Source organism: Flavihumibacter cheonanensis, assembly GCF_022352215.1.
GTDB classification, from domain to species: Bacteria; Bacteroidota; Bacteroidia; order Chitinophagales; family Chitinophagaceae; genus Flavihumibacter; species Flavihumibacter cheonanensis.
Genome location: NZ_JAKRWF010000002.1, coordinates 173,132 through 193,101 on the forward strand (window position 1 = coordinate 173,132; position 19,970 = coordinate 193,101).

13 protein-coding genes are annotated in these 19,970 nt (G+C 44.1%); 11 read left to right on the forward strand and 2 right to left on the reverse strand.

Annotation, left to right across the window (positions count from 1 at the left end):
- The first annotated feature begins 58 nt into the window (after window positions 1-58).
- The 4 genes from MD536_RS10010 to MD536_RS10025 are packed head-to-tail and all read left to right on the forward strand — an operon-like array spanning window position 59 to window position 6,814.
- Entirely contained in the window at window positions 59-1,561 is a 1,503-nt protein-coding gene (locus MD536_RS10010; protein ID WP_239598516.1) for an aminotransferase-like domain-containing protein, read from the forward strand.
- Window positions 1,554-1,934, forward strand: coding sequence for a hypothetical protein (locus MD536_RS10015; protein ID WP_239598517.1), 381 nt, complete (start codon window positions 1,554-1,556; stop codon window positions 1,932-1,934). The genes MD536_RS10010 and MD536_RS10015 overlap by 8 nt, the downstream gene beginning before the upstream one ends.
- A gap of 3 nt (window positions 1,935-1,937) precedes the next feature.
- Window positions 1,938-2,669 carry a hypothetical protein gene (locus MD536_RS10020; RefSeq protein WP_239598519.1) on the forward strand — a complete coding sequence of 244 codons (732 nt, stop codon included), beginning with the start codon at window positions 1,938-1,940 and terminating at the stop codon, window positions 2,667-2,669.
- 41 nt (window positions 2,670-2,710) lie between these two features.
- On the forward strand, window positions 2,711-6,814 hold the full coding sequence (locus MD536_RS10025) for a T9SS type B sorting domain-containing protein (protein ID WP_239598524.1): 4,104 nt from the start codon (window positions 2,711-2,713) through the stop codon (window positions 6,812-6,814).
- Here the strand turns inward: MD536_RS10025 and MD536_RS10030 are convergent, their stop codons facing one another.
- Window positions 6,815-9,688 carry a ligand-binding sensor domain-containing protein gene (locus tag MD536_RS10030; protein WP_239598529.1) on the reverse strand — a complete coding sequence of 958 codons (2,874 nt, stop codon included), beginning with the start codon at window positions 9,686-9,688 and terminating at the stop codon, window positions 6,815-6,817.
- Between the two features lie 175 nt (window positions 9,689-9,863).
- Here MD536_RS10030 and MD536_RS10035 point away from each other — a divergent pair, with 175 nt between their 5' ends.
- From MD536_RS10035 to MD536_RS10065, 7 genes are all read left to right on the forward strand, one after another.
- Window positions 9,864-12,959 carry a SusC/RagA family TonB-linked outer membrane protein gene (locus MD536_RS10035; protein ID WP_239598531.1) on the forward strand — a complete coding sequence of 1,032 codons (3,096 nt, stop codon included), beginning with the start codon at window positions 9,864-9,866 and terminating at the stop codon, window positions 12,957-12,959.
- Window positions 12,960-12,975: 16 nt separating this feature from the next.
- A complete protein-coding gene (locus MD536_RS10040) occupies window positions 12,976-14,472 on the forward strand; it encodes a RagB/SusD family nutrient uptake outer membrane protein (protein ID WP_239598532.1) in 1,497 nt (498 codons plus the stop codon).
- A 23-nt stretch (window positions 14,473-14,495) separates the two neighbouring features.
- A complete protein-coding gene (locus MD536_RS10045) occupies window positions 14,496-16,568 on the forward strand; it encodes a hypothetical protein (protein WP_239598534.1) in 2,073 nt (690 codons plus the stop codon).
- Between the two features lie 5 nt (window positions 16,569-16,573).
- The gene (locus MD536_RS10050) at window positions 16,574-17,482 is read left to right on the forward strand and encodes a PKD domain-containing protein (protein ID WP_239598536.1); all 909 of its coding nucleotides are present in this window, start codon (window positions 16,574-16,576) and stop codon (window positions 17,480-17,482) included.
- 16 nt (window positions 17,483-17,498) lie between these two features.
- A complete protein-coding gene (locus tag MD536_RS10055) occupies window positions 17,499-18,533 on the forward strand; it encodes a family 16 glycosylhydrolase (protein ID WP_239598537.1) in 1,035 nt (344 codons plus the stop codon).
- Between the two features lie 139 nt (window positions 18,534-18,672).
- Complete coding sequence (locus tag MD536_RS10060; protein ID WP_234866145.1) at window positions 18,673-19,116, forward strand: Hsp20/alpha crystallin family protein; 444 nt, start codon at window positions 18,673-18,675, stop codon at window positions 19,114-19,116.
- 91 nt (window positions 19,117-19,207) lie between these two features.
- Window positions 19,208-19,468: a hypothetical protein gene (locus tag MD536_RS10065; protein WP_234866146.1), complete on the forward strand. Its 261-nt coding sequence runs from the start codon at window positions 19,208-19,210 to the stop codon at window positions 19,466-19,468.
- 85 nt (window positions 19,469-19,553) lie between these two features.
- Here MD536_RS10065 and trxA read toward each other — a convergent pair whose 3' ends face one another.
- Window positions 19,554-19,919 (reverse strand): thioredoxin, encoded by a 366-nt coding sequence (gene trxA, locus MD536_RS10070; RefSeq protein WP_239598538.1) that lies wholly within the window; start codon window positions 19,917-19,919, stop codon window positions 19,554-19,556.
- Between the last annotated feature and the right edge of the window lie 51 nt (window positions 19,920-19,970).

The following is a 19,970-nucleotide window of genomic DNA, read 5'->3' on the forward strand; positions in this document are numbered from 1 at the left end:
AATTTGCGGACAAAACTAGTAACTTGCCGGTCTATATACCTGTACCAGTTTTAAGAATATGACTAGTCCGGTTACCATACCATTTGAGTCTATCATTCAGCTGGACCGATCCTCAGGAACCCCGGTTTACCTGCAGATCGCGCACCAGGTGATCAATGCCATACAGCGCCGCTACCTACCTGCCGGCACCCGCTTACCTGGTACCCGGATCCTCGCAAAAGCGTTGCAGGTGCATCGGAATACGATCATTATGGCCTGCCAGGAACTGGAAGCCCAGGGTTGGTTGGAAATTCATCCAAATAAAGGCAGTTTTATAATTGGAAAAGCAGACCCCAGGCCGATAAAATTCCAGGCCGGGAAAACGGTTCAATTAATTGAATATCCATCGTTTACCGGCTTTCAGTTTAAAAAATCCAGCCTGCTGGATAACCCAATTGGATGCAGCAAAGCCCGACTCCACCTGAATGATGGTCTGCCGGATTACCGGCTAACACCGCTGGATCAGTTGAGCAGGTATTACAACACCAGCCTGAAACGCAAAATCAACCGGCGACACCTGGGATACCAGCAGGCCGAAAGCAATCTGTATTTCCGCAAGCAACTGGCCAATTTTCTGAATCTCACACGCGGATTGCATGTTTCACCGGACAATATCCTGCTTACAAGGGGAACAGAAATGAGCCTTTTTATAACGGCAAATTTGCTGCTTCAGCCCGGCGACACCGTTGTAGTTGGAACCCCCAGCTACTACATCATGAACATGATCTTTCAACAGGCGGGCGCACACATCAAAACGGTACCGGTAGATGGAGAGGGAATTGATGTAGAAGCAGTCAGAAAACTTTGCGAAAAGCAACCGGTTCGATTACTTTACATAACTCCGCATCATCACTATCCTACGACGGTAACCCTATGTGCTGGCCGCCGATTGGAGCTCCTGAAGTTATCTGCCGAATTTGGATTCATCATCCTGGAAGATGATTTTGATTACGATTTCCATTTTGATAAAAGCCCCGTTTTGCCCCTGGCGAGTGCTGATACCAGTGGTATGGTTGTCTATTGCGGAAGTTTTGGAAAATCGCTGGCACCCGGATTTCGGACAGGCTTTGTGGTTGCTCCGGAAAACCTGATTATTGAACTGCAAAAACACCTGCAGGTACTGGATCGCCAGGGTGACCCATTATTGGAGCAGGTATTGGGTGAACTAATTGAAGAGGGAGAGATGCATCGTTTATTAAAGAAATCGCTTCAGGTATATGGAGCACGGAGAAAGAATACGGTTGAATTGCTGACTGAACATTTTAGCGACCAACTTCAGTTTGAACCCCCGAATGGCGGACTCGCCTTCTGGCTGGAATGGAAAAGAGAACTGAATCTGGCGCAGTTCAGTAAAGCCTGCGAAGCAAAAAACCTATTCATTCCCCGAACCCTGCTATATCAGCAAAAAAACCTGACAGCGATGCGGGTGGGCTTTGGACATTTGGATGAAAACGAAATGAAAGAGGTAAGCAGCATTATGCGGGAGGTTTTGACAAACATCACAATTCCACAAAATGAATGATCCAAAAAAACTGTTTTTGATCGATGGCATGGGGGCAATGGGAACAGCCAGCCTATTACTTCTATTACCTGTATTATTTCCCGGCATATTCGGATTGCCGGATTTTTACACCAAACTCCTTGGAGGAATCGCTGTATGTTTTGCCGCTTACTCTTTGTACAATTATGTAAGGTTCAATCCTACTCGCTGGAAGCCCTTTCTTACTGTTATCTCCATCGCAAATACTGTATATTGTGTCATCAGTCTGGGAATTCTGCTATTACATTTCCAACAAATAACAACAATTGGGTGGCTTTATTTTATGGGCGAAATAGCAATTATAATGCTGCTGGTTTTATGGGAAATGAAAGTTAGTAAAACAGCAACCGGGTAAAAAATGTCTACTTCTATCCAAAACCAAAACGGCCGTTCTGCTTTTTTTCTTATCATGTCACTAACAGGACTAGCCGCTGCTTTTATCGGTTTTGGCAAAACCTTCTTTCTTCCTGTTGCCCGGGGAAGCTTTCAAGCTCCTTTCATTATTCATTTTCATGGTGCATTTGCTTTCGGATGGATCATCCTGTTTTTTATCCAGGCCGTTTTAATACGTCGCTCCCGCTATTCCCTGCATGCAAAGCTGGGCATACTGGGATTGATCCTGGCTGCGGGTATTGCAATAACGTTATTCCCGACCGGAAAATTCGTGGTGGATCGGGATTTGGCAACCGGACTGGGAGATAGCGCCTACTCATCTATTCTGGGAACCATCGTTTCCGGATTGTTGTTTTTCGCTTTAGTAATTGCAGGAATCTGGAACAGAAACCGCCCCGACTTTCACAAACGGTTTATGTTACTGGCAACAATTGTGGTTCTATGGCCCGCCTGGTTTCGATTCCGGCATTACTTTCCGTCGATTCCCCATCCTGAAATCTGGTTTGCGCTTGTATTAGCCGATAGTCTGATCCTGTTTTTATGGGTGTATGACTGGATAAACCTGAAGAAAATCCACCCGGTTTCACTTTATGCCGGTTTGTTTATCATCCTCGAACAAAGCATTGAAGTATGGGCCTTCGATCGGCCATTGTGGAGGGAATTTGCAAAAGAATTATATAGTTGGGTGCTTGCATAGACTGAAATTATCCTCTATATTGGCGGTTCCTGAACTAACCAATGCTACGAAACCTATTCCTATTTCTTTTCTTTTCAGTCCTTGCAGGCAGTAAGCTAGTTGCCCAAGAATGTTTCCCACTATTTAAAGCTGAATATGGTGGAGCCGGGAATGATGAAACCACCGGCATTCTATATACTGCGGACAAAGGATCAATTGTTATTGGAAGAACAACATCGGGCACTCCAGGTGACTTTGATGCCTTCCTGTTAAAACTAACTGAAACGGGGGCGATCAGCTGGAGCAAAAAATTCAGATTCAATGGCGATGAAGAATTCAATAAAATTAAGGAATCAAAAGATGGCAATTTCTTTATCATTGGAAAGTGGACAGATGCCAGTACGAACGAGGAGCGTCCCTTTCTCCTAAAGACAACTGCTGAAGGCAATCCTATATGGACAAAAGAACTTTATCAGCAGGGAAGGACGCAAAAAATTACAGACCTTCTGATCTTATCTGATAATACGCTGGTTCTCACCTGTAATCAAAATGAAGCAACTGCTGCCGCTGATGCTTTAATTCTGAATATAGATCAGGATGGAAATACTATCTGGACACGAAAGTATGATGGAGGCAAAAAAGACCGCCTGGAATGTATTATGGAAAAACAAGACAGTTTGCTGATTGGGGGACAATCACAGCTGGAGAGCGACTTAATGGGCGGTGTGCTCTTAAAACTTAACAAAGCAACCGGCGAGTTATGGAAACGGGTTGAAATACGAAAACAGGACACTTATGTTTTGTCTAAATTCAATGAGAATCTGATTAGTCTTCATCCGCTTGCCGATGGTGGAATGTATTTCGGACTTGCTTATAAAGCAGCACAACCAGAACAGGCCGAACGCCAGGTTCCTTCGCTATTTAATGGTAAGATCACAAATGATGGAAAATTGTTTGTCTCTATGTTTGATGAGCTTCCAATGGAGGAAATTGAAGATGTTGGCTTAATTCCTATAAGAGTTTCCTCTGATAGTTCAATTGTTTACCTGACCAATGGCCCTTATAAACCATACATGCCAAATCTTATAAAAAACGGTCGGACGGGAATTAATTCTATGGTCTTACGACTCGGAGGTGATTTTGAAACAAGTAATTTTTACGGGCTAGATACAGTGCCCGGTAATGGTTATATAATTGGAGGTCATTTTCTTGAAAATGAATGGGATCCCGCCAATAACAATAATATTCGGGTTTGGAAAGTGAACCAGTTATTAAGTAGTGGAGATTGTTCAAGTTCCTACCGGGTCGGTTTTTCGGACTCTACTTCTGTTCGAATAAAAGACATCCCTTCAGTTGCCTTAGAAAGTATTACTAGCTGGACTTCAACTACCATTTCATGGGTTGTATCAGCGAATCCATTTTCTTTATTGAACACTTGCAACAGTAACTATTGCCTCGAACAAACAGGTTTTCCAGAGCAGTGCAATAAAAATTTTCATTTAACAATGAAAGGCCTGGCAGGAACCGATCTAACAGATATTGTCCGAACATCAGATGGGAGTCTGATGTCAGTGGGGAAGTACAATAACTTTAATTACTTTGAGCCGTTGATTATAAAACTGAATCAAAATGGAACTCCGGCTTTCACTAAAATTCTATCGCAATACCCCCGTCTTGGAAATTTTACAGAGGTGATGGCTTTATCAGATGGCAATTTTATAGCAGCTGGCACACAATACCAGGTTCTTGATCACTATGCCGGCTCCTACACTATACTGACGAAATTTAATTCTAATGGTGATATCTTATGGTTTCTGCAATTCGATAATTATGCTGACCTGGAACCTGAACAACTCATTGAATTGGAGAATGGAGATATTTTACTATCCTGCACACAAAATTTTAATTTTAACCTGTTTCGGATTAACAGCTCTGGCAATGTGATTTGGAAAAAAGAAATGGGGAGGAGTGATAAATCACCAAAAATGGTAGTTGAGGGTAATAGTATTTATGTTACATCATTTCTGAGTATTTCTTATGGAACCTTAAGTGTTCAACGAATTGATTTTGCAAGCGGATCAATAATCTGGCAAAAAAACTTCAGCTTACCTGACCAAGGCCTAACTTCATCTTCTTTAAGCATTAAACAAGGAAAGCTTTATATCAACTACTTTAGATTTCGTCAAATCAATTTCCAATCGTTCATTTCACCTGGTTTACTATGCCTGGACATGAACGGTAACCAGATTTCCAATTTCTGGTATCCTTCAATAAATGGCTACCCATTTGATTTCACGAACCGCCATCTTGCTACTGTTTGCACAGAAACTAATGATGGTAACTTTTTGTTAGTCTATACCACGCGGGAAAATGGTTTAAGCCACCTACAGGCAACAAAATTTCAGCCTGATGGAATTGTTTTATGGTCCAGAAAATTTAATAGTCTATCTACATATCGCGTATCTACAGTTAAAAAAGATGGTTCTAATTTTTTGATTTCAGGTCTGGTAGGCGAACCCAATTCGCTAACAGATCTTGGTGCGGATCGGTCGTTTATAATTAGCTTGAGTTCGGAAGGAAAAATAACTGAGAATGCAACAGCATCCTGTATGTCAACAGATGTAAAAATTACCGGAGAGCCTGCTGATTTTTTTGAAGAATTCACAAGTCCCCCAGGTCACCAGGAAGTAAAAGATGCCAATTTATTAATTGTAAATAAACCTTACATAACTATTCTTAATGGCAAAGCTGTTACAACCATTGTTTGTCGTGAATCAGGAGTTTGCAACTCTCTGCAATTGGAAGGAGAATCAAAAATTTGTGACTTGGGTAAAGAATACACTTTCACCCTAACTAAAAATCAGGAATGTTCTGCAATGCCTCAATATCTCTATGATTCTACTGCCATACAATTAATTGACACAACTGCCACAACTTCCACATTCCTTTTTAAAAAAGCCGGAAATTATTCAATAACCGCAAAGCTTGAAACCGGATGTCAACTATTAGAATCTGTTTTGGATATAATTGTGACAGGTTCTGGTGAACCTTTCAGCTTTGGCCCGGATAGTACAATTTGCTCAGGGACCCCTTTGGTATTACGAGCACCCAAATTCATGAGTTCCTATCAGTGGCAGAACAATTCGGTACTTGACAGTCTTATTGCCGACAGAACCGGAACCTATTCAGTAACGATGAAAGATTTCTGTGACATCGTAACAACAGCTTCCATACAACTTAATTTTCCCTCTCTTCCTCCTATACAACTTGGAGCTGATAGCTCTATTTGTGAGGGTGATGCAATAACTCTGACAGCTATTGATGGGTATTTAGCATATAAATGGAATACTACTGAAACAACTCAATCAATACAGGTTCAGAAACCTGGCACTTATATGGTAGAAGCTACTCATGAATCAGGATGCATAAGCTCAGACACCCTTCGAATTTTACAGGTTTTCTCGCGGCCCCAACCAGCGCTAGGCAACCCTGTTCTTTGCGATACCGGAAGCATACGATTGGGTTTGAATGGTTACCAGCAATACTTGTGGAGCACCGGAGCAACAACTTCCTCCATTGAAGTGGAGCAGGTTGGCACCTACTGGTTACGGGTTACCGATCAAAACGGATGTTCTGGAACTGATACCGTTTATCTGGTGGACCGAATCCCCCCGGCCAAAGATTTTTTACCCCAAAAACTCGAAGTATGTAAAAACGGTGGCAAAGTCGAGATTAAAAGTAATTCCAGTTTTACGTCCTATAATTGGAATACGGGTGCTACAACCAACTCGATTATTGTTTCAACTCCGGGACTATACTATCTCACTGGTACTGACCTAAATGGATGTCATAGCACAGATTCCGTTCTTGTTGAACCAATTGATTGCCTCATAGGAGTGTATTTTCCCAATGCATTTTCTCCCAACGGCGATCAAAAAAACGATTTCTTCAAAGCTCAGGTATATGGAGTTGTAGTAAAATTCCACTTGGTCATTTTTAACAGATTCGGAGAGAAAATATTTGAAACCAATGATCCAACTAATGGATGGGATGGAAGCCTGCGTGGCAAGCAAACCGATTCCAACAATTTCATTTGGACCTGTACCTATCAACTGCAGGGCGGAACTGTTGAATCGAAAAAAGGAAGCCTTCTGCTAATTCGCTAATTAGGTCAATTCTGCAAAAAACTCAACAAAGGATTTCTCTGTTGGCAATTGCAATTTTTTACGCAGCCGGTATCTGGATATTTCAACACCCCGAAGAGAAATGTTCATTAACTGAGCAATCTCTTTGGAAGACATATTCAATTGCAAATACGCACAGAGCTTAAGGTCTGTACTTGTCAATTGCGGATAGAGTCCTTTGATTTTTTTCAGGAAATCATTGTTGATCTCATCAAACCGCACCGCAAACCGGTCCCAGTTTTCATTGTTTCGCTCGATATCATTCACCAGTTGTAAGGCTTTCTTCAAACTTGCATCCTGTTCACTCGATTTATATAGTTTTTGCAATTCCTCTTTCACCCGGGCCAACGCATCGGTTCGTTCTACCAGGTGCAGGGCGGCATCCGCCAATTCCTTATTCTTGTACTTTACCTCATTCTCGAGTTTTTCCTTTTGCAACTGGATAATTGCTTTTTCATTTTGCTCCATCTCTAACTGGTGCAGAATTTCCAATTGCCGTTGTTGTTCTTCAAACTTTAACTGCTGTTGTCGCAATTTATTCCGCTGCCACCGAACCAATTCCAACACCAGCAACACAAACAGCCCCGCGTATAACAGGTAAGCATAAATGCTTTTGTACCAGGGTGGCAATACCGTAAACCGATAAGCTACCGGCTCCGATTCGCGACCCAGATTGGTTCTTGCCTTTACTTTGAATACATAAGTTCCACTCGTCAGATTGGTGTAATCCTTCTCCGTTCTTACAGACCATTCGCTCCAGTCCGCGTCAAACCCTTCCAGTTTGTAACTGTATTCAATGGTATTGGACAAGCCGTAATAAGGCGCACTGAATTCAAAGCGGAAGGCACTGAAATGGCTGTTCAATTTGGCTGCTTCCCAATTTCCAAATCCGCCATAAAGGATACTATCCCTACTACCAATTGCCCTCACCTGGCCTAATTGTACGGTTAAGGGGACCCGGTTCGCCTGGTACTTTTCCAGATTCAGATGTACCAGTCCTTTCTCAGAAGCAATGAATACATTCCTTGGATCATAAGGATATACCTGCTCAAAACCGGATAAGATCTGTCCTGTCAGTTCCGGAAAATATACAGGCCCCATAAACCCTCCTCCTTCCTCCATCTTCCCTTCCTCCCTCAACAATACACCCATCCGTTTACCGCTAACGAACCAGATATTTCCCTGAATATCATCTTTCAAATACCTGATTTCCATTTCCCCCAAAACATTTCCCAAAAAAGCGGATTTCACAAAGCTTCCGCTGGTTGCATCAAATTCATATACTCCTTTCTCAGTGGCAAATACTACCCTGTTCTGAACCCTGAAAACATGATTACCCAGATCTGATGGTAAACCGTCTTTCGCTGTATACAATTTGGCATCATAACGGGTACGGTCACCTGACAATTCGATTTTGTAAATACCCCGGTAAGGATGAGAAGCCCAGATGGTTCCATCGTTATCAATTGTAAGAAACCGAAGTGATTCATATAAACCTGAGAGATTGCCTTCGTTTTTGAATTGTCCATCTTTATAGGTCAATCGTTTCAAACCTGTGTAATTTCCAACCAGGATTTCGTTGGATGGCAGGACTGGCGACAAGGGTTGAAAAATCCAGGCAGGTTCTGGTGCAATTTTTTCTGCCTGCTGTGCTGTTACCCGGTATGTTCCGCCATTATGCGCCATCAACACCTCCTGATTTACTTCATCCAATCGCCACACCTGCCCCGAACTGCCCGGAATCAACCTAAACTCTCCTCTCGAAAAACTCAGATCCTGCATCGAACTGTCCAGTTTCACCACATATGCGCCATCCGAACTGCCGAGAAACAACCGACCGTCCAGTATTCTCGCACCAAATCCCGAAAGTTCATTTTCCACATTCGGATGAATGTATTTCACTGCGGCATTGTAGGCAATAAAACTGATACCATTGTTCAAACCTGTCCACAGATTGCCATCGCGATCAATCAGGGCACATAATATATTATTGTTTTGCAGGCCTTCCTTTCGTCCTAACTGCTGGATGATCCGACCTTTATAATCCAGTACAAAAGCCCCGGATGAATTCGTGCCAACCATAAACTCCTGCTGGTTCAGTGCGGAAACTGCATTTACATCCGATGGAAAGAAGCTTTTGGGAAATGCGGTGGCGGTATGAATCGAATCACGCACCAGCCAATACCCCCCCTCCCGAACGGTCAGCATTAAGATGGAATCTGCTCCGGCCTGGAGCATGCCATTTATCGGTTTGAATTGTACCAATTGATTTCCCTTGACCGGCTGCCATTGATCCTCGCGCCATTCAAACAACCCATTCACAACATCCTGCGCAAATAACCTATTACCCATTTTTTTCAACCAAACCCATTCCGATTGCGCTTTGAACACCCTGGCTTTACCATTCTGCCATTCTATGATCCGGTCAAGGGCCCGGAAAAAAACCGCCGACCCCCATATTTCAATATCCCAGATATCTGCAAAAGTTCGCTGATCAGCGGGTAACTCTGCCAGCAACGAATGATAAGCCAATTGCCCCCCGCTATCCGGACTAAAATACCCCAACTCTCCCTGACCACCCACATATATCCTGTTTTCATCGAGGGCCAGGGAACGTAATATGGTTTTATTGGGGAGCGCATAATCCTTCCAAAACCTGCCATCAAAAGTTAGCAGCCCCTCATTGTTGGCAAAATAGATCCGCCCGGCTGAATCCTGCCGGATATCCCAGGTTTGGGCTCCACCGCGGAAATCTGTCTTGGTATAATTGATGATCCTGGGCAGGCCGATCGTATTCTGCGACCATGCTTTCGCTGTTAAAAACAACCCCAGTAACCACCAACATTTTTTCATCATATAAACTTACAAAATTGAATTGATGTAGTGATGATGTAGTTGATTTACATTGATAATCAATCAACTGATCATGATTGATGTAGTCGTGTTGTATAGGTTTGCTTGCTTGCGGCGATTTGGATTCCTAGATTTAATCTCCCGCATTTAACGGGCATTAATTAAAATTAGCTTGCATATGAAAAAAGTGCTGCGACGAGTATTGCTACTCTGGGTCGGGCTGCTGCTGGCAGTTTTCGGCTTCTCTCAAACCAAACCTGTAACCGGACGGGTAACTGACGACAAAGGAAATCCCGTTCCCAATGCTTCTGTCCTGGTGAAAGGTAGTACCCAGGGAACAAGCACTGATGAAAACGGGAATTTCACCCTGGAAGTTCCTGCTTCCGCTACCACCCTCACCGTTTCCTCTTTAAATTTTACTGAACAGGAAGTTCGGATTACTGGTTCCATACTGAGCGTTACGCTGATGCCTAAGTCTGGCCAAATGGACGAGGTAGTAGTGGTGGGTTATGGAACCCAGAAAGTGACCAAGATTTCCGGTGCCATTGCCACTGTAAAAGAAAAGGAAATTGAAAAGCTGCGTCCGGTTCGTGCTGAAGATGCGATTCAGGGCCGGGCATCCGGGGTTACGGTAATTTCACCGGGTACTCCTGGAGCCAAACCAACCGTACTGATCCGCGGTATTCCATCCTATACAGGCACCGATCCGGTGGTAATTGTGGACGGATCCATCCAGACCCTGGACGACCTGAACTCTATTCCACCTGCCGACATTGAATCCATTAACGTGCTGAAAGATGCTGCTACCACATCTATTTATGGTGTGAAGGGTGGTAACGGGGTGATCCTGGTAACCACCAAATCAGGGCGCCGGAACCAGAAAACGGAGTTTGCCTACAATGGAAACTACGGTATCCAGGAAGTATTCAGTAAAATTGGCGTACTTAATGCTACCGAATACGGAGCCATTGTAAATGAAGGTTCAGTAGCCAGTGGCGGTGATCTCATTTTCCCTGATCTGAGTGTACTTGGAAAAGGTACCGACTGGCAGGACCAGATCTTCAAAAGAGCACCAATTCAGTCACACGCACTGACAGCCCGAGGTGGTTCTGAAAAGCTGACTTACTTTCTCTCCGGTTCTTTCCTGAACCAGGATGGCATTGTAGGCGGCGGCGATAAATCTTTTTTCAGAAGGATCAACGCCACTTCCAACATTACCTATAACCTGAGCTCCAAACTGAAGTTCACGGCGAACACCAGTTTCGTGAATATTCGAGGCTCCGGAGTTCCTGAGAACTCTATTAACGGGGTGATCTCCAACGCGCTGAACTTTGATCCCACTACACCGATCTTCAATACGAACCCGAATGTTTATGGGAGATATGCCACCAGCCCGAATATTCTCTCCGAGATATTCAACCCGCTGACCCAATTGGCAGACACATATAACAAGTCCAATACCAACAAACTCTATGGTAAACTGGAGTTGACCTATTCTCCGATTAAAAACCTGAACCTGACCTCGCGTTACGGTTATACCTACACGAATGTGGTTGGTAAGAATTTCTTTCCGCTTGCCTTTTATGGAGCAGGTCATATCAATTCTACACTCAATGCAGATGGTACACCCAGGCCCGGAGCGCATAATAGTGTATCAGAGTACAAAAACACCTATTACAACTATACCTGGGAAAACTTCGCCAGTTATAACTGGCAACTGAACGACGTGCATAATTTTGACGCGGTAGTGGGTATGTCGGTAGCTAAAATAACCGGAAACGGTTTGGATGCTTCTCGTCAGGATGTACCCTTTAACTCCTGGGAGTTTGCTGACATTTCTGCGGCAACCGGACAGGCAGTTAACAATGGCCTTGGAGCAGGAAGCTTTCAATATGAACGCCGCAACCTCTCCTATTTCGGAAGACTTAACTACGATTACGATAATAAATACCTGGTAAGCTTTACAGCTCGCCGGGATGGATCTTATGCCTTCGGCCCGGATAACAAATTCGCAAATTTTTATGCAGGATCACTCGGATGGGTGGTTAGCAATGAAGCCTTCTTCAATAGCAACCTTATCAATCACCTGAAGATCCGTGGAAGTTATGGTGTTACCGGAAACGAAAATGTGAGCCCGCAATTCCAGCGCATCTCCAACGTCGTTTACTCCTACGGGTTAGGCCAGAATGCCGGTTATACATTTGGTGAAAATGCCACCTCAATTGGTGCAACTATCGCCTCCTTCCGCAATGACGCCCTGGGTTGGGAAAAACAGGTTCAGCAGAACTACGGATTTGATATCGCCATCCTGAATAACAAACTGAGCTTATCAGCCGATTATTATCAGAAAAACATCAGTGGTCTGCTCTTCAACCCAACACTTTCTTTGTACCTGGGAACAGCTGCCCTTCCAACTGCGAATATTGGAACAACCCGTACCAATGGTATAGACCTTAACCTGAATTATAATGAAACCATTGGTAAGAATTTCAAGATTAACACCTATGTGAACTTCACTACTGCTAAAAATGAAGTGACTGAAACCAATAATGGTTTGATCGCTGGCGGTAACTACGGAATTCCGGGACAGCAGGTTACACGTTTCGAGAAAGGATTTACACCCGGTTATTTCTTCGGTTACAAAACAAATGGCCTGTTCCAGAACCAGGCCGAAGTGGATGCCCATTCTGCACAGCCGGGCGCACAGCCGGGTGATATCCGTTTTATGGATATGAACAAGGATGGTCAGATCAATGCTGATGACCGCACACAAATAGGTGATCCCTTCCCTGATTTCACCATGGGTTGGGGACTCAATCTCGAATACAAGGGATTTGATTTCACCACTTTTGTATATGCATCCGTAGGAAATGACATTTACCGCGCGTATGAGCGTAACCTGGCTATGACCAACAAATTCCGTGGTGTATTGGGTCGTTGGACCGGAGAAGGTTCTACAAATGATGCCCGTTATCCCCGCTATTCATTTGTGGATGGCAATAACAATACCCGCGCATCCGACCGCTATGTGGAAGATGGTTCTTTTATCAAGATCAAAGACCTGCAACTGGGTTACACCATCAACAGCAACTGGATGAAGCGTATCAAAGTGAACCGCATCAGGGTATATGCGCAAATTAAAAACGCGCTGACATTCACAAAGTATTCCGGATATGATCCTGAAATCTCAGGAGGAATTTTTGATACAGGTATTGATCGCGGTGTATATCCACAGGCACGTACCTGGTCTGCAGGTATTGATGTAAAATTCTAACCACAAACAGAGCACAATGAAAAATCGTTTATACATAGCAGTTGGTCTGGCCCTGATGGCTGCCACACCTTCCTGCTCCAAGTTTATTGACTATAGTCCGAGAGAGGATTATCAGATCACTGCCGATGATTATTTTAAAACTGCCGACGATTACCAGAAAATGCTGGTCGGTGTTTATTCACCTCTTCAGTGGCTTTGGGCAGTTCCCGTTATTGGTGATGTAGCTTCTGACAACTCCGTTTCAGGAGGCGAAAACGCTACCGATGTATTGGGGTTACAGCAAATGGATGATTACACTACCATTCCTGTTAACAGTTACCTCACAGAAATCTGGAGAACCTGCTACGAAGGCATCAACCGGGCCAATTACCTGGAAGAAAATAAAAACAAACTGGAATTCGCAGCTAAGGACCAGGTATATGCACAGGCTTATTTCCTGCGTGCCTATTATTATTTTGAATTGGTGCGTTTCTTCGGAGATGTGCCCCTGTTTACTGAGCGTCGTTTAGGTGTTGGTGATAGCAAGTCGCTTGGCCGTACACCTAAAGCAGAAGTTTATGCGCAAATCGAAACGGATCTGCGTACTGCAATTGCTACTCTTCCTACAACAGTAAATGAACCCGGTCGTGCTACCAAATATGCAGCGCAGGCCTTGTTGGGTAAAGTCCTGCTTTACCAGGGAAGTACCAATCCGGCAAAATTTGATGAAGCGGCTACCGTACTCGAGGAAGTGATCAATGGCCCCTTCAGCCTGCTTCCCAATTTCGGAAACATCTTCCTCGCCAGTGGCGAAAACGGTCCGGAGTCTGTATTTGAAATCCAGTACAGCAATAACAATCCCTTCTATGATTGGAGTAATCCAGGTCGCGGACAGGGTAATTTTGCTGTACAGCACCATGGCGTACGGAACCTGACAGGTGGCAGCCCGTATGCCCAGGGATGGAGTGTAAACCTGCCAACTCAGGAACTGGCCAATGCGTTTGATACAGATGATACTCGTAAGAATGTAACCATTCTGGATATCGAAGCCTATAGTGCTGCCAACCCTCAGTTTAATATCACCTACCTGGTTGCTCCTTATAAAAACACAGGCTTGTACAACCATAAATACCATCCGCGCAAGGGTGAAACATCCGGGCAAATAGAGTTGAACTATCTGAACAACAACCGCGTAATCCGCTTCGCTGACGTATTATTGATGGCGGCAGAAGCCAATAACCGGAAAGCATCCCCCAACACTGCAAAAGCACAGGATTACCTGAATAGGGTGAGGCAGCGTGCATTTGGCGACAATGATCACAACATCACAGCAACCGGAGCTGCATTGACCGAAGCTATCTGGAATGAGCGCAGGTTGGAACTGGCTATGGAAGGAGATCGTTTCTTTGACCTGGTACGAACAGGCAGAGCAGCACAGGAAATCACCGGATTTGTAACTGGCAAACACGAGGTTTTCCCTATACCACAGGAAGAAGTGGATGTATCTGAGTTACCTCAGAACCCCGGTTATTAATTGATCATCCAAAAAATTGAAACATGAAACGAATACTCATACTTGGACTTTCCTTAGGGCTGCTTTGGAGTGGCTGTAAGAAAGAAAGTTTCGACGATATTGCTTTCGCAGAGGGAGCCGCCGCGCCGGACAAACTAAGCGCGATGTTTGATATCACACAGGACAATACCGGTAAGGTGAGCATCTATCCAAACGGAGAAGGTATGGCTTATTACCTGGTACATTTCGGAGATGGCACACAACAACCGCAGCGGGTTAGTCCCGGTAGAAATGTGGAACACGTATACGCAGAAGGAAATTACAACGTACGTATATTGGGGATTGGCGTGAATGGTTTGACCACTGAAGTAACACAACCCCTGACTGTAAGCTTCAAAGCTCCTGAAAACCTGGATTTTACGGCAACCATTGATCCTTCCAATCCATTCAGGGTGAACATTAGCGCGACCGCTGATTATGAAACTGTATTCCGTGTTTATTTCGGGGAAGAGGAAGATGAGGAGCCGGTATCATTACTCGAAGGAGGAACTGCTAGTTATACTTATGCGCAAACAGGAACGTATACTATCCGCGTTGTAGCGTTGAGTGGCGGTCAAGCCAGTACCGAATTGAGTAAAGAGATCACCATTGTGAATCCGTTGCTGTTGCCGTTAGACTTTGAAAACAGTACGCTCAATTACGAATGGATCAATTTCGGCGGAGGTGTGGTAACACTGGTTGATAACCCCCATGTAAATCCGGGTAACCCTTCCACTAAAGTGGGACAAATGATCAAATATGCTCCGGAGCCATGGGGTGGTTCTGTAATTACATTAAGTCAGCCAATTGATTTCAGCGCCAACAAGATCTTTCGCATGAAAGTCTATTCTCCAAGAGCTGGAGCAACAGTACTGCTTAAAGTGGAAAACATTTCGGATGGCGGTATTTTCTATGAATTGCAACAACCTGTAACTAAGGCAAATGAATGGGAGGACCTGGTATTTGATTTCAGTGCCATCAATACTTCCAATAGTTACCAGAAAGTAGTATTAATATTTGATCTTGGTACCCCGGGTGACGGATCTGCGAATTTCACCTTCCTGTTTGATGATATCCGGCTGGTGAACAGTTTGCCACCTACAGATGCACCCATATCACTGCCGGTAACATTCGACCTGGATAATGTGGACTACACAGTAACAGACTTTGGCGGGAACAGCAGCGAAGATGCAATTGATCCAACCAATGCATCGAATAATGTGAAGAAAACAACTAAAGGTAATGGTGCTGAAGTTTGGGCCGGTACTACTATTGGAACACCATCAGGTTTTCCGCAGAAAATTCCCTTTACTGCTACTGCCACCAAAATGAGTGTGCGGGTCTATTCACCTGCAGCCGGCATTCCGGTGCTGCTGAAAGTGGAAGACCATACAGACGGGGGCATCTTTGTTGAAAAATTAGCCACCACCACGGTTGCAAATGCATGGGAAACATTGGAGTTTGACTTTAATACCGGTACACCTGCATTGAACCTGAGCAATAATTACGATAAAGCATCCATCTTCTTTGACTTTGGCACCAATGGCAATGGTAAAGTGTTCTATTGGGACGATGTGCAAATGGTTGGAGCCGGTGGTGGCAATGACGTATTGGCCCTGCCGTTGAGCTTTGAATCTGCAACATTGGCCTACGACTTTGTGAATTTTGATGGCGGACAGGTAACCATAATTGATAATCCGGTAAGTGGAGGTAGTAATACCAGCAGCAAAGTTGGTCGCATGGTAAAAAATGCTGGCCAGCCCTGGGGAGGTGCTTTTCTTTCACTTGCTGCCCCGATTGATTTTTCTGTAAAGAAAACCTTTACCATGAAAGTATATTCTCCGAGGGTAGGTGCTAAGGTTCTACTCAAGGTAGAAAACCAGAATGATGGAGGTATTGCCTTTGAAAGAGAACTGAGCACTAGCAAAGCAGGAGAATGGGAAACACTCAGCTTCGACTATTCAGCCATCAATACAGCCAACAGCTATCAGAAAATAGTGCTGATTTTCGACCTGGGGACTCCCGGTGACGGCTCAGCGAATTTTACCTGGTATTTTGATGACATCACATTAAACTAACAATTATGACTATTCGAAAATACATCACAGGTATAGTACTGGTTGGAGTTCTTGGAACTGGTATTGTAGCCTGTCAGAAAGAAGAATATTCCTTTGGAGAAATCAAGACTCCATCCGAACTGGCACTTGATATCGTGGTGGAAGGTGCAGACGCTTCCAATCCGGAAGGAAACGGATCCGGTTATGTACAAATAGAAGCCAGTGCCAGCAATGCAATCACCTACAAGATTGATTTTGGAGACGGTATTACACGCATGGTTCCTGGTGGAACTGTTCGCTATCGCTATGGTACTCCCGGTACCCAGGAATATGTTGTAACAGTAAACGCCATTGGTACTGCCGGCGTGGTTTCAACCATTAGCAAAAAGGTTGCTGTGAATGTAATATTTGAAATCCCAGCTGCAATTCTTTCATCACTTACTGGAAATGGCAGCAAAGTTTGGGTAACAGATAACCAGGCGGCGGGACATATCGGTGTAGGTCCGGCAGATGCATTTGAACCCATTTGGTACCAGGCATCTCCTGATGAGAAAGCTTTTACCGGTTGTTTCTATGATGATGAGATCACCTTTAGCCGGGATGCGAATAACAGGGTAAGCATGACAATCGACAACAAGGGTGCAAGTCTGATCCAGGGAGCTTCCGTTGGATCTTATGGATTCAGTGGTCCGGAAGATTGTTATCCGCTTGATGTAAGCGGAGTAAAAGCATTGACCTTCAGTGATGCTACTTCAGGAGCACCGGCTTCCGTATCTACCCGGATTCAGTTTTCCGTACCCGGCAATGGCGCCATCAATTTTGCAACTGGTGCTAATGTGTATGAAATCCTTTCAATTACGGAGAATACTATCCACCTGCGCAATATTGGAGTGGATGGTAATGCCTGGTATCAAAAATTAAAAGTAAAACCTTAACAAGATGCGAATCATTATGAACATACTATTAATAGCTAGCTATTTACTGGCAGCAACCAGTTGCTCCAAAGAGAATGAATCTGAGCCTTCGAATGGAGCACCTACCCAGTTGGTTATTTCAGCTGACGTTGCAGCTGACGGCAGCGGACTGGTAACATTTAAAGCAACGGCACGTAATGCGAGTTCCTATTTGTTTGAATTTGGAAACGGCGTATCACAAACCGATGAAGATGGTGAATTGGAATACACCTATTCAACTGCGGGCAACAACCTGTATGTTGTTACGGTGAAAGCAAGCAATACAGCAGGAGACCTCACCAAGAGTACGCAAATTCGTGTGAATGTAACTTCCAATGAACCGGGCCTAATCTGGAGTGACGAATTCAATTCGAATGGTGCTCCTGATCCAACCAAGTGGGGATATGATATTGGTACAGGTCAGAACGGATGGGGTAACCAGGAACTTCAGTATTATACCAATCGCGCAGAAAATGTAGTGGTAACGAATGGTGTATTGAGAATTACTGCCCGCAAGGAAGATTTCAATGGCAGTGCCTATACGTCCGCGCGTTTGCTTTCCAAGGGTAAGTTCACTATGAAATATGGCCGCGTAGAAGTAAGTGCAAAAATGCCGGTGGGTGTTGGTACCTGGCCCGCGATCTGGATGCTGGGTGCAAATATCGACCAGGTGGGCTGGCCAGCCTGCGGTGAGATTGATATCATGGAGCACCTCGGCCGTGATCTGAATAATATCTATGCAACTTTTCATTATCCAGGTCGCTTCGGTGGAAATGCAGATGGTGGAACCCGCAGAATTCAGAACGCCACTACCGAGTTTCATAAATACAGCATGGAATGGAGAGCGGATAAAATCCAGTTGTTTGTAGATGACCAGCTGGTACATTCCCTCAACAATTCAGCAGCAGTTCCATTTAATCAGGATTTCTTCTTCATCATGAACGTGGCGATGGGAGGTAATTTTCCTGGTCCGGTGGAAGCCGGATTTACGAGCTCATCTATGGAAGTGGATTATATCCGTGTGTACGAATAAGTTATAGTAAACGTCAGACAGGTGTAAATACACCTGTCTGACACCTATCAGGGGTTCTCCTGACGCTCCTCATTTTTTTTGGGTTTGTTTCTTCTGAAATTAGTAGTCTTAAATCACAACTAAACATAAGGAGGTTGTTATGGCAAACAAACCCATGGTGCAAAAAGAAAGCACCCCTTCAATTTTTGAAGATTTCTTCAAACCCTGGAATGAATGGTTCGACAGTGGACATATCTGGAACCGAACCATGAAAGTACCCGCCGTCAACATTACCGACAACAAAGAAAACTACCTGATCTCTCTGGCAATACCTGGCATGGAGAAAAAAGACTTCAATATTGATATTGAAGGCAATATGCTTACAGTAAGCTGCGAGAAAGAAGAAACAAAAGAAGAGAAAGACAAAGCCTACTCCAGGAAAGAATATAATTACAACAGTTTCAGCAGAAGTTTTAATCTGCCTGAAGAAGTGATACAGGAACAGATTAATGCAGTTTACGACAACGGCATATTGAATATTACGCTACCTAAACAGCTTCTCCAGAAAAAAACAGGTAACGGTAAACACATAGAAGTCAAATAGTTAGGCCATTTTAACATTTCTCTACCCGCTGAGGCATAGTTATTGAACCTATACTGGTGAGAATAGCATTCATCACTAAAATGGACAAACTATGGCAAAGAAAATAAAACAAAAAGCATTGAATTTTGAAGTGGTAGTGAATGGTCAGCCGCTGGAAGTAGTAGCCAAACCTTATACAGCCGCCAACGAATTACCCCGTTTTCGGGTAAGCATAAACGGTAGCCCGGTTCAGATATTCGGACTGGAGCCCCAACTCAACAAAGTGGTGGTATTGGAAAAAGGAGCTGCAGAACATTCAGCACATGTTGAACATGTTATTGGCGAGACACTGCTTCAAGCCATTGCTGCCTAATTATCCAAAAATCCGACGTTGTCGTCCTGATAGGTTGTGTGAAAAAAAGCCGCTTCATTTTCGAAGCGGCTTTTATTATGCTGAATTAATCCTGCTTAACGATGAGATGATCATTTATAATTTGTTTTAAGGCCGCTTTAGGTAGCGCGCCGGGTTGCATCATCGGCTGAGATCCAACCGGAATAAACAGTAATGTAGGAATGCTCTGGATGCCGAATACTGCACTCAGTTCCTGTTCTGCATCGGTATCCACTTTATAGATCAGCAGTTTTCCTTCGTATTCTTTCGCCAAATCTTCTAGGATCGGGGCTACCATTTTGCAGGGACCACACCAGTCTGCATAAAAATCTACAATTGCAGGCAGCGTACCACTATATGACCATTCAGTAGCGCCATCGTAATTGAAAACCTGCTCTTTAAACTGTTCCGTTGTTAATTTAATGGTTCCCATCTCAAAAATTTGAAGCAAAGTACCCAATCTTTCCGGAATCGTTGCGTGCCT

Bases quoted from the DNA above. Each gene is read 5' to 3' on its own strand.
- MD536_RS10010 (WP_239598516.1), top strand. From the start codon at position 59: ATGACTAGTCCGGTTACCATACCATTTGAGTCTATCATTCAGCTGGAC.
- MD536_RS10015 (WP_239598517.1), top strand. From the start codon at position 1,554: ATGAATGATCCAAAAAAACTGTTTTTGATCGATGGCATGGGGGCAATG.
- MD536_RS10020 (WP_239598519.1), top strand. From the start codon at position 1,938: ATGTCTACTTCTATCCAAAACCAAAACGGCCGTTCTGCTTTTTTTCTT.
- MD536_RS10025 (WP_239598524.1), top strand. From the start codon at position 2,711: ATGCTACGAAACCTATTCCTATTTCTTTTCTTTTCAGTCCTTGCAGGC.
- MD536_RS10030 (WP_239598529.1), bottom strand. From the start codon at position 9,688: ATGATGAAAAAATGTTGGTGGTTACTGGGGTTGTTTTTAACAGCGAAA.
- MD536_RS10035 (WP_239598531.1), top strand. From the start codon at position 9,864: ATGAAAAAAGTGCTGCGACGAGTATTGCTACTCTGGGTCGGGCTGCTG.
- MD536_RS10040 (WP_239598532.1), top strand. From the start codon at position 12,976: ATGAAAAATCGTTTATACATAGCAGTTGGTCTGGCCCTGATGGCTGCC.
- MD536_RS10045 (WP_239598534.1), top strand. From the start codon at position 14,496: ATGAAACGAATACTCATACTTGGACTTTCCTTAGGGCTGCTTTGGAGT.
- MD536_RS10050 (WP_239598536.1), top strand. From the start codon at position 16,574: ATGACTATTCGAAAATACATCACAGGTATAGTACTGGTTGGAGTTCTT.
- MD536_RS10055 (WP_239598537.1), top strand. From the start codon at position 17,499: ATGAACATACTATTAATAGCTAGCTATTTACTGGCAGCAACCAGTTGC.
- MD536_RS10060 (WP_234866145.1), top strand. From the start codon at position 18,673: ATGGCAAACAAACCCATGGTGCAAAAAGAAAGCACCCCTTCAATTTTT.
- MD536_RS10065 (WP_234866146.1), top strand. From the start codon at position 19,208: ATGGCAAAGAAAATAAAACAAAAAGCATTGAATTTTGAAGTGGTAGTG.
- trxA (WP_239598538.1), bottom strand. From the start codon at position 19,919: ATGGGAACCATTAAATTAACAACGGAACAGTTTAAAGAGCAGGTTTTC.